The 10,502-nt window shown below is 67.0% G+C and carries 9 protein-coding genes; 7 read left to right on the top strand and 2 right to left on the bottom strand.

Features of this window, described 5'->3' with window-relative positions:
• Nucleotides 1–206 precede the first annotated feature (206 nt).
• Both rnc and fabF read right to left on the bottom strand, forming a co-directional pair.
• Nucleotides 207–920, bottom strand: coding sequence for a ribonuclease III (rnc, locus tag K2Z83_RS13660; protein ID WP_220595745.1), 714 nt, complete (start codon nt 918–920; stop codon nt 207–209).
• Nucleotides 921–979: 59 nt separating this feature from the next.
• The gene (gene fabF, locus K2Z83_RS13665) at nt 980–2,215 is read right to left on the bottom strand and encodes a beta-ketoacyl-ACP synthase II (RefSeq protein WP_220595746.1); all 1,236 of its coding nucleotides are present in this window, start codon (nt 2,213–2,215) and stop codon (nt 980–982) included.
• Between the two features lie 314 nt (nt 2,216–2,529).
• Between fabF and K2Z83_RS13670 the strand changes: the two genes are divergently transcribed.
• The 7 genes from K2Z83_RS13670 to K2Z83_RS13700 all read left to right on the top strand — a co-directional run bounded on the left by K2Z83_RS13670 (nt 2,530) and on the right by K2Z83_RS13700 (nt 10,417).
• Nucleotides 2,530–3,717, top strand: a complete 1,188-nt coding sequence (locus K2Z83_RS13670; protein WP_220595747.1) for a M20 family metallopeptidase — start codon at nt 2,530–2,532, stop codon at nt 3,715–3,717.
• Between the two features lie 173 nt (nt 3,718–3,890).
• A complete protein-coding gene (locus K2Z83_RS13675) occupies nt 3,891–4,958 on the top strand; it encodes a sensor histidine kinase (RefSeq protein ID WP_220595798.1) in 1,068 nt (355 codons plus the stop codon).
• Nucleotides 4,959–5,307: 349 nt separating this feature from the next.
• Nucleotides 5,308–5,466 (top strand): Flp family type IVb pilin, encoded by a 159-nt coding sequence (locus tag K2Z83_RS13680; protein WP_220595748.1) that lies wholly within the window; start codon nt 5,308–5,310, stop codon nt 5,464–5,466.
• A gap of 74 nt (nt 5,467–5,540) precedes the next feature.
• Complete coding sequence (locus K2Z83_RS13685) at nt 5,541–5,699, top strand: Flp family type IVb pilin (protein ID WP_220595748.1); 159 nt, start codon at nt 5,541–5,543, stop codon at nt 5,697–5,699.
• Nucleotides 5,700–5,824: 125 nt separating this feature from the next.
• Nucleotides 5,825–7,264: an MFS transporter gene (locus K2Z83_RS13690; RefSeq protein WP_220595749.1), complete on the top strand. Its 1,440-nt coding sequence runs from the start codon at nt 5,825–5,827 to the stop codon at nt 7,262–7,264.
• 88 nt (nt 7,265–7,352) lie between these two features.
• A complete protein-coding gene (locus K2Z83_RS13695) occupies nt 7,353–8,588 on the top strand; it encodes a hypothetical protein (RefSeq protein ID WP_220595750.1) in 1,236 nt (411 codons plus the stop codon).
• Nucleotides 8,589–8,686: 98 nt separating this feature from the next.
• Complete coding sequence (locus K2Z83_RS13700; protein WP_220595751.1) at nt 8,687–10,417, top strand: hypothetical protein; 1,731 nt, start codon at nt 8,687–8,689, stop codon at nt 10,415–10,417.
• Nucleotides 10,418–10,502: the final 85 nt, after the last annotated feature.

The following is a 10,502-nucleotide window of genomic DNA, read 5'->3' on the forward strand; positions in this document are numbered from 1 at the left end:
CGGACGGCCAGCGGGTCGCGGACATCGAGTCGCGCCCAGGCGACGCCGGGCGAGTCGGGGGGCTGCTGGCTGAGGGAGCTCGCGCCGAGCGTGTACCCGCGCCCGGCGGCCATCCTCAGCAGCGCGCCGCCGAGGTAGCCGGTCCCGCCAGTGATAAAGAGCCGTCTGCCCATCGTGATCTCCGCATCACAGTCCGCGCAGATACATCAACGCACATCGTCAGGGCTTTCGTCCGGCTCCTGGAGCCTGCCGAGCGCCTCTCTCGCCGCCGCCTGGGCGGCCAGCTGCTTGCTCGGCCCGACGCCAACCCCGTAGCTCACCTCGCCGATCGTCACCTCCATGGTGAACTCGCGCTCGTGGTCGGGGCCGGCCACGCCCACCATGCGGTAGGCCGGGGTGCGGTTGAAGATGCTCTGGGCCCGCTCTTGAAGCCGGGTGCGGTAGTCGATCTCGGCGGCCCCGCTCAGCACCGCCGCCATCTGGCGCTCTAGGAAGGGCGAGACAAACTCCCGCACCGCGTCGAGCCCCTGGTCCAGAAAGATCGCCCCGAGCAGCGACTCGAAGACATCGGCGAGCAGGGCGGGCCGGTTGCGGGAGACGGGCGTATCCTCGCCGCGGCTGATCTTGATGTGGCGGCTCAGGTCGAGCTCGCGGCTGAACCCGGCCAGGGTGTTCGTCTTCACCAGGGCGGCGCGCAGGTGGGTCAGCTCACCCTCGGTGCGCTCGGGGAAGCGCTCGTAGAGCCACGCTGCGGTGAGGAAGTTCAGCACCGCGTCGCCGAGGAACTCAAGCCGCTCGTTCGACTCGCGTATGCCGTTGCGCTCCGGGTGCTCGTGGATGAACGAGCGGTGGACAAAGGCCCGCATCAGCAGGCCCTCGTCGGTGAAGCGCACGCCTAGTTGTTGCTGTATATCTTCCAAGGGCCTGTCGCAGAGAGGGCGTTAGGGAGTGTATCGCGCGCGCTAACGCCCTCCCCTGATCACTGCGCTACGCGGCGAAAGGCGAGCGAGACATTGTGGCCGCCGAAGCCGAAGGAGTTGCTCATCACCGCGTCGAGCTGCGCCGGGCGCGGCGTGTTCGGCACATAGTCCAGGTCACACTCCGGGTCGGGGTCGCTCAGGTTGATCGTGGCCGGCAGCATCCCGTTCTGGAGCGCCATGATGCTGATGATCGACTCGATCGCGCCGGCGGCGCCGAGCAGGTGGCCGATCTGCGACTTGCTCGAGCTAACGGGCGGGGCGCCCTCGCGGCCGCCGAACACCGTGCGGATCGCCGCCGTCTCCACCGGGTCCCCGGCGTGGGTCGAGGTGGCGTGGGCGTTGATATAGCCGATCTCCTCGGGCCGCACGCCGCCGTGCTTGAGGGCCAGGCGGATGGCGCGGGCGACGCCGCCCTCGTCCACGCTGGTGATGTGGACGGCGTCGGAGGTGGCACCGTAGCCGACCAGCTCGGCCAGGATGCGCGCGCCGCGGGCCCGGGCGTGGTCATAGTCCTCAAGGATGAGCGCGGCGCCGCCCTCGCCCATCACGAAGCCGTCGCGGCTGACATCGAAGGGGCGCGAGGCCGTCTCGGGGCTGTCGTTGCGGGTCGAGAGGGCGCGCATGGCGTTGAAGCCCGCGATCCCGATCGGCGTCACCGTCGCCTCGGCGCCGCCGACGATGATCGCCCTGGCCCAGCCGCGGCGGATCGTCTCGGCGGCCTCGCCGAGGGCGTGGGCCGAGCTGGCGCAGGCCGAGGTGGTGCAGAGGCTGGGGCCGCGGGCGCCGCTGATGATCGAGATGTGGCCGGAGGCCAGGTTCGTGATCATCGCCGGGATGAGGAAGGGGCTGATCCGCCCCGGCCCGCGCGCGCGCAGCACGTCGAGCTGCTCGCTGAGCGTGCCGATCCCGCCGATCCCGCTGGCGAAGAAGACGCCGATCTCGTCGCGATTCTCGTCCGTGATCGCCAGCTCCGAGGTGCGCAGCGCCTCCTGGGCGGCGGCGATCGCGAAGTGGACGAAGCGGTCCGTCCGGCGGGCCTCCTTGCGATCCATGTACTGGGTCGGGTCAAAGCCCCTCACCTCGCCGGCGAACTGCGTGTCGTAGCCGGTCGTGTCAAAGAGCGTGATCGGCCCAATGCCGCTGCGGGCCTCTAGGACGCCCTGCCAGAGCGATGGCACATCCAGCCCCAGCGGGCTGACCGCGCCCATCCCGGTGACGACTACGCGCCGCTCCATGCCCTCTGCCTCCTCCTGCGGGCCTGGCCCGCATCTGCCCTGATGTATGCTCTGCCGCTCTGAGTGTTATGCTTCGGGTATTATACCACGCTGTGCCAGCGCGCCCACCTGGCTCTGGGCTGCGACACAGGGCTTCTCCAACGTCCTGGGGCGAAGCCCCAGATCCGGTTGTATATTGTGGGTGGGCGGCTTCGCCGCCCACCCACAATATACAACTACTGCGGGGGCGGCGCAGCCGCCCCGCGCCCCTATCGGAATGGTATACTTATCCCTATCAGCGACCGCCCTTCACCATAGTTCATAGGAGCCCTCTTATGCTTGATCGCGCCAGATCCCTCGCCGATGAGCTGATCCGCTTGCGGCGCGACATCCACGCCCACCCCGAGCTGAGCTTTCAGGAGACGCGCACCGCCGCCCTGGTGGCCGACACGCTCCAGGAGATCGGCGGCATCACGGTGCGCACCGGCGTCGGCCGCACCGGCGTGGTGGGCGACCTGGGCGACGGCGATGGCCCGACGATCGCCATCCGCGCCGACATGGACGCCCTGCCCATCCTCGAGTCTAGCGGCCAGCCCTACGCCTCGGGCAGCGCCGGGGTGATGCACGCCTGCGGCCACGACGCCCACACCGCCATGCTGCTCGGCGCGGCCCACCTGCTGCGCGAGCGCTTCGCCGCCGATGGCCTGCGCGGCCGGGTGCGCTTCCTCTTCCAGCCCTCCGAGGAGGCCTGGGACGATGAGGGCAAGAGCGGCGCCCCGCGCATGATCGACGACGGCGCCATGGATGGCGTGGACGCCGTGATCGCCCTCCACGTCGACTCGACCCTGCCGCTCGGCCAGGTCACCATCCGCTCCGGGTGGACATCGGCCGCCGTGGATGACTTCAAGGCCAGCATCCTCGGCACCGGCGGCCACGGCGCGGCGCCCCACGAGGGCACCGACACGGTGCTTATGCTCGCCGCAGTGATCAACGCCCTCTATGGCATCAAGTCGCGCCGGCTCGACCCGGTGCAGCCCGGCGTGCTCAGCATCGGCGTGGTGCGCGGCGGCAACGCCTCGAATGTCATCCCCGCCGAGATCTATATGGAAGGCACCCTGCGCAGCTATAGCGAGGAGGTGCGGACCAAGCTGGCCGAGGAGGTCGAGCGGGCCTTCGGCGTGGCCCGCGCCCTCGGCGGCGACTACCGCCTGAAGGTGACGCGGGGCTACCCGGCCGGCTGGAACGATGAGCGTGTGGCCGGCTGGATGCAGGGCGTCAGCCGCGAGTACCTCGGCGACGCCGCGCTCGACCCCTCGCCCGCCGGGCTTGGCGCCGAGGACTTCTCGTACATGTGCCAGAAGGCCCCCGGTGCCATGCTCATGCTCGGCGCGGCCATCGGCGACGGCGTGGTGCGCGCCCACCACACGCCGATCTTCGACATAGACGAGCGCTGTCTGCCCACCGGCTCGGCCATCCTCGCCGAGACGGCCCTGCGCTTCCTCAAGGGCCAGCTGAAGCTGTAATGTCTCTATGCTGCTGCGGACCGCATGTCCGCAGCAGCATACAAGATCCTCGGGCGGCGCAGCCGCCCCCGGCCTGTTGCGGCTGCGCCTCGCCGCGCATATAATGGCGTCAAGCGTTGCAGTCTACAATCTGCAATCTGCAATCTGCAATCGTACGAGAGAAGGGGTGCAACGTGGCAGGCGACGACCTCATGCAGAAGATCGAGCAGGCGCGCGATAGCTACCGCGAGGAGCAGGAGCGCACCCGCCGCGAGATGAGCGAGGTGGAGACGCTGGTGCGGCAGAGCAGCGGCGAGGTCGATAAGCTCGGCCAGCGCGAGATGTCTGTCTCTAACCGCGTGCGCGACCTTGAGGTCAACCTCGACAAGTACAGCAAAGAAGAGATCAAGAACTTCTTCGCCGCAGCCCAGGAGGTGCAGATGCGCCTCCAGATCATGCGCGCCCAGCTGGAGCAGATGCAGGGCCGCCGCGATATGCTCAAGGCCCGCTATGCGCAGCTCGGCGAGGTGATCGCACTGTTCGATGATGCCGTCGGCGCGATGCGCAACGGAGGGGCGAGCAGCCCGAGCGGCGGCGAGGCCGACACCCAGACGATGATCGCCAATATCATCCAGTCGCAGGAGAATGAGCGCCTGCGCATCTCATTGCAGATGCACGATGGCCCCGCCCAGTCGATGAGCAACCTCGTCCTGCGCGCCGAGATCTGCCAGCGCCTGATCGACCGCGACCTCGACCAGGCCCGATCTGAGCTGACGGGACTGAAGACGGCGATCAATACGACGCTCCAGGATACGCGCCGCTTCATCTTCGACCTGCGGCCGATGACCCTGGACGATCTCGGGCTTGTGCCGACGCTGCGGCGCTACACGGCCCAGCTCGGCGAGAAGAACAACCTTGAGATCAACCTGATGATCCAGAACCTGGAGCAGCGCCTGCCCAGCCACTATGAGGTGACGATCTTCCGCTTCGTCCAGGAGGCGCTCAATAATGTGGTCCGCCACGCAAATGCGAACCAGGTGCGCCTGCTGCTCGATGTGACCGACGGCATACTCCAGATCCTGATCGAGGACGATGGCGGTGGCTTCCACGTGAATGAGATGCTCGCCAGCGCCAACGCCCGCAAGAACATGGGCATTGCCGGCATGCGCCAGCAGGTCGAGGCGCTGCTGCGCGGCGAGTTTAATATTGAGAGCGCGATCGGCCGCGGCACGCGTATCGCCGCCGCCATCCCCATGCCCTAACCTCAGGCGCTCGGTGATGCGTGATTCGCCCTCTCGGATCACGCATCACGCTTCTGCTTTTGTGCCAATTGCGCTGAAAAACGCACGCAAGCGCCCCCCCCTCTCTCTTAATGATATTTTATCTGGGCATTGCTGTGGCTTGTGGCTCTCATGTATACGATTGTTCGTAGTAAATAACGCGCCAGCTATAGCGGCGTGCCATGTTACGTTTTTTAGACGGCTGTGGGCAAGCTCAGTACTTCCATTTATTGGTACCATGAGGCTATTGAGTTGAACTGACCCACGCCCTATACTGCTTTGTGTAGGGAACACCTACAAAACATCCACAACGGAAGGGAGGTGAAAACACATGCTTCGTAGCTTTTTCGCTAAGGAAGAGGGCCAGGGCCTCGTAGAGTACGCCCTTATCCTCGTGCTCATCGCCATCGTGGTCATCGGCATCCTGACACTGCTGGGTAACAAGGTCAGCCAGGTCTTCAGCAGCATCAACAGCGGCCTCGGCGGCTAGATCCGTTCGCTCGTCGAACCTATCGTCGGCACAACGCTATCAATCAGATCACTTCGACGAACAGGAGTACTCCAATGCTTCGTAGCTTTTTCGCTAAGGAAGAGGGCCAGGGCCTCGTCGAGTACGCTCTTATCCTCGTACTCATCGCTATTGTTGTTATCGGTATCCTGACCCTGCTGGGCAATAAGGTCAGCCAGGTCTTCAGCAGCATCAACAGCGGCCTGGGCGGCTAGTTTATTCCTCCCACCTGTTGTCCGGCGCGCCCCGCACTGAGTGCGGGGCGCGCCGTTTTTGTGTCGTCGCGACGTCGGCGCGGGGTGATACAATAGGGGCAACACCTCGATGAGAAGGAGCCCCTGTGGTCGACTATTCGCGGAAGTGGTGGGCGCTGACCGCTGTGGGCAGCGGTGTCCTGCTCTCAACGATCGACGGCTCGATCGTCAACATCTCCCTCAACACCCTCGTCGCCGCCTTCGGAAGTAACCTCAACGTCGTCGAGTGGGTGGTGCTCTCCTATCTGCTCACGCTCACATGCCTGCTGCTGCTGATGGGCCGCCTCGGCGATATGATCGGCAAGCGGCGGGTCTATGTGGCCGGATTTGTGATCTTCACCCTGGCCTCGGCGCTCTGCGGCATCTCCCCCAATGTCGGCACGCTGATCGGGTTCCGAGTGGTGCAGGCCGTCGGCGCGGCGATGATCCAGTCGGCCGGCCCGGCGCTGCTGGTGACGGCCTTCCCGCCGAGCGAGCGCGGCACGGCCCTGGGGGCCAACGGCTCGTTCGTCGCCCTCGGCATCCTGATCGGCCCGGCCCTCGGCGGCATCCTGCTGCGCTACGTCGGATGGGAGGCGATCTTCTATGTGAATGTGCCGGTGGGCATCGTGGGCACCTGGCTCACCCTGCGCTACCTGGCGCCCGACTCGCGCTCGGCGGGCGGGCAGGTCTTCGATGTGGGCGGGGCGCTGCTGCTGATGGCCTCGATCTTCGGGCTGCTGCTGGCGCTCACCGAGGGGCCGAGCTGGGGCTGGGGCGATCTGCGGGTGCTGCTGCTGCTCGGGCTGTTCGCCCTGGCCGGGGCCGGCTTTCTGGCCTGGGAGCTGCGCTTCCCGCAGCCGATGATCAACCTGCGCATCTTCCGCAGCGCCGCCTTCTCGCTGAACCTGCTGGCCGGCTTCATCCTCTTTATTGGCCTGGCCTTCAACCTGCTGCTCACCCCGCTCTTCCTCCAGCTGGTCTACCGCTTCGAGCTCCAGCAGGCCGGGCTCTACCTGATGGCTCTGCCCCTGGCGCTCTCGCTCACCTCGCCGCTCAGCGGGCGGCTCTCCGACAGGATCGGCCCGCGCATGCTGACGATCGGCGGCCTGGCGGTCGCGGCCGTCGGCCTCGGCGGGATTAGCCTCACCAGGGCCGACACGCCGGTGGCCCAGATGCTGGCCTTCCTGATGGTGCTGGGGGTCGGCGTGGGGCTGTTCCAGAGCCCGAACAACAGCACGGTGTTCGGCAGCGCGCCGCCCGAGGCCCTCGGCGTGGCCAGCGGGCTGCTGGCGGTGATGCGCACCCTCGGCCAGACGGCGGGGATCGCGGTGGCCGGGGCGGTCTGGTCCTCGCGGGTGATCGCCCTGAACGGCGCGCCGATCGAGCCGATCACCGCCGCCGCCCCGCCGGTCCTGGCCGGCGGCTTCGACACGGCGATGCGGGTGGCGGCCGGGCTGGCCCTGCTGGCGATCCTCCCCTCGCTGGCCGGCGGGCGGGCCACGAGCAAGCGGCGGGCGGCGCAGGCGCATCCGGTGCCGGAGTAGGGGTGCAGCAGTAGGACGCTGCGCGCAGCGTCCTACTGCTGCGCCCCTACTTGCGCCCGGGCGGATCTGCTGGTAGGATGCCGCCGCTATGAACGATATCTCTTCTTCTGTGACCATACTCACCCGCGCCATGCTGGGCCTGGCCTTGCTCGCCTGCGCCCTGCTGCTCGTGGCCTGCTCCGGTGGATCTGCCCTTGGCGCGGTGGAGGCCAGCGCGAGCAGCTACGCCCCGTCGGAGACCGACCAGCCCCTGACGGTTAGCTACATCGTCGGGCGCGACGCGACGGTTGATGTGTACCTGCTCGACGCGGCCGGCGCGCGCTACGACCTACGGCGCGGCCAGCCGCGCAGCGCCAGCTCTGACCCCTATGTGCTGCGATTCGATGGGACGGTGCCGACGAGCGACCCGGTGCTGCTGCGCCGGCTGCTCCCCCCTGGGGTCTACACGCTGGTGGTGGCCGCCCAGGCTAGCGGCGGCGTCCCCGAGGAGCGGCGGCTGCCCCTGGAGATCACCGGCAGCGAGCTGCCCATCCCCGACGTGCAGAACCTGCTCGTCTCGCCGGCGACGATCTCGCCCAACGCCGACGCGGTGAATGATGTGACCGAGATCACCTACCGGCTGCCGGTGAGCGCCACGGTGAACATCGACATCACCGCGCCGACGGGCGAGAGCATCCCGGTGGTGACGCGCGAGGATGAGGGGCCGTACGAGCAGCACCACGTCTGGAACGGCAAGCGCCCCAACGGCTCGCTGCTGCCCTCGGGCGTCTACACCTACACGGTGCAGGCCGAGGATGACTACGGCAACCTGGTGCGGCGCGAGGGTCAGATCACCCTGGAGGATGTCGGCCAGCCCGAGGCGCGCATCGTCTACGCCAGCATCGCGCCGCAGCGCCTGATGCTCGGCGGGGTGCTCACGGTGACGATCCGGGTGAAGAACACTGGCACGGTGCCCATCCGCACCTACGGGCCGCCCAGCGGCTACCGGTACACCACCGACGATGTTTTCTCCTCGGTCGACGGCGGGCGCTACACCGCCCAGGCCGGCGGCTTCTGGCGCGTTGGGCTCGACTGGGACGCGAACAGCGGCGGCGGGCCGAAGCGCTACCCCTTCCGCTGGGCGCTCTCGCCGAAGCCGCCCGAGCAGTGGAAGGTGCCCGGCGTCGAGGACTGGCTCATTCCCGGCGAGGAGGTTGATGTCGTCGGCCAGGTGGTGATCCTCCAGCGCGAGACGAAGATGGGCTTCTATGTCGGCCTCATCCAGGACGGCGTCGGCTTCTTCCAGGATCGCAGCGCGCGCACGATTGTGGAGGTCGGATTCTAACTTAAACTCATTGTCATCTTTTCGGGCCTGGATGGCCGGTTTCCTGGCGTGTATGATAGGGTGCGGATACCGTACATCTCTACCTGGGAGCACTCCCCATGCGCCATCTCCTTCGGCTCGCTCCGGCTCTGCTTGCGCTGATCCTTCCGCTGATCGCTATGGCCGGCTCCGGCGCGGGGGCCACGCCTGCGCCCACCCTGTCCGGTGACTGTGTCTACCTGCCGCTGGTGGTGGTTGCGGGCGCGCCGTCGGCCAATGTGGGGCATGCGGCGGTCGGCGCTGCGCCTCGCTGCCCAACTGCCCCAGCCCCGGCCCCGCCACCCGCCACCGCGACCGCGACCGCGACCGCCACCGTGAAGGCGGCGACGGCGACATCAAGCCCAACGGCGACATCAAGCCCAACGGCGACATCAAGCCCAACGGCGACATCAAGCCCAACGGCGACCCCAACGGTGATCAGCGGCTCGCACCAAGTTACGGGGACGGTGCGGCTCGTGCCGGAATACGCGATAACTCCAGACTCCCGCTCACCCCACCGCTACCTGGTGATACTCGATGCGAGCGGCTCGATGAGCGCTAACTTCAATGGGCAGTGCAGCAACACCGGTAGTATCAAGCAGTGCGCCAATGGCCCGCCCGGCTCCCCTCCGGTGGAGGTGACGGCCACTGGCATAAACTACTGGTGGCAGACCGAAAGTGAGCGGCGGATCTACGTGGCGAAGAAGGCACTGGAGCGGCTGGTGCGGCTCACCAACATGCCTAGTAATGCTGGCTATAGCACAACCCGGCCGGACGACCAGATGGCGGTGGTCTGGTTTAATGAGAGTGTGCCGGCGGGCAATGCGCAGGGCTTCTCGAACAACCCCACGAGCACCATCAACTTCATCGAGCGCGCGAATAACAGCTACGGCAACTACCGCAGTATGGGCGGCACCAACGGGGCGGCCGGGCTCTACCGGGCGGCCCTGATGCTGGCAGCCGCGCCGCCCACGGTGGAGTACAACGGGCAGACCTACACCTACGAGAACCATGTGATCTTCGTCACTGACGGGGTCTCGAACCAGTTCCTCGATGTGACCGCGTCCAACCTTCTGGGTGGCCAGAGCAGCTTCAACACCTACCCCAGTGGGAGCTACTGCTACAAGCTGGGGAGCCTCGTCGTTGAGAGCGCCGCGTGCCAGACCACCGATGTCGGCGGGATGTACAATGGGTGGGACCGGCCGATCACCCAGATGATCAATGTCAGCCAGACCTACCTCACGAGCAGCCTGCACGGCCCGACTGACGTGTATGTGGTGGCGCTGTCGAGTGTCCCCACCACCGGCCTGCGCGACGGGGTGCCCACCAACTCGACGGATTACTTCTTCCCCGCCCCGTCGCTAGAGACCTACGCCGATGGCACGACCAATGTCGATGCGATTATCGACACGATCTACAGCCGCGCGCTGTCTCAGGCCGCAACCTGCCGGCCGATAGTGGCGGCGGGCTGGGTCACAAGCATCGACGCGACCCATCTGCCGGATGGTGTCTCGCCCCTGGGCGAGGTGACTCTGACGAGCGACAGCACGGGCAGCTCGTACGTCGCGCCGATCACGCGCGACCCGGCCACCGGCGAGCTGGGCTACCAGCTCGCGGCGGTGCCTGCGGGCGACTACCAGATCCAGGCCTACCTGTTCTACAGGGGCGACGACGGCGCAACCCGTATGTATGGGAAGCTTGACTCGGCAGGCGTGCTGACAGATGCGCTGAGCGTGACCCTGAGCGGGCAGGCCCAGACGCTCGATGCGCTCTCGCTGCGGCTGAGCGGCGACGTGTGCTCGGTGCCGTAGGCTCTGCGGCGGCGGCTGAACACCCAGGTCTCATTGTGCCGAACGGTGCCATCGTCGCTGGCACCGTTCGGCATAACCAGAAGTT

This window comes from Oscillochloris sp. ZM17-4 (genome assembly GCF_019599295.1).
Taxonomy (GTDB): Bacteria; Chloroflexota; Chloroflexia; order Chloroflexales; family Chloroflexaceae; genus Oscillochloris.

Excerpts from the sequence above, each read along its gene's own strand:
- fabF (WP_220595746.1), bottom strand. The coding sequence starts at position 2,215 with ATGGAGCGGCGCGTAGTCGTCACCGGGATGGGCGCGGTCAGCCCGCTG.
- K2Z83_RS13670 (WP_220595747.1), top strand. The coding sequence starts at position 2,530 with ATGCTTGATCGCGCCAGATCCCTCGCCGATGAGCTGATCCGCTTGCGG.
- K2Z83_RS13680 (WP_220595748.1), top strand. The coding sequence starts at position 5,308 with ATGCTTCGTAGCTTTTTCGCTAAGGAAGAGGGCCAGGGCCTCGTAGAG.
- K2Z83_RS13685 (WP_220595748.1), top strand. The coding sequence starts at position 5,541 with ATGCTTCGTAGCTTTTTCGCTAAGGAAGAGGGCCAGGGCCTCGTCGAG.
- K2Z83_RS13695 (WP_220595750.1), top strand. The coding sequence starts at position 7,353 with ATGAACGATATCTCTTCTTCTGTGACCATACTCACCCGCGCCATGCTG.
- K2Z83_RS13700 (WP_220595751.1), top strand. The coding sequence starts at position 8,687 with ATGCGCCATCTCCTTCGGCTCGCTCCGGCTCTGCTTGCGCTGATCCTT.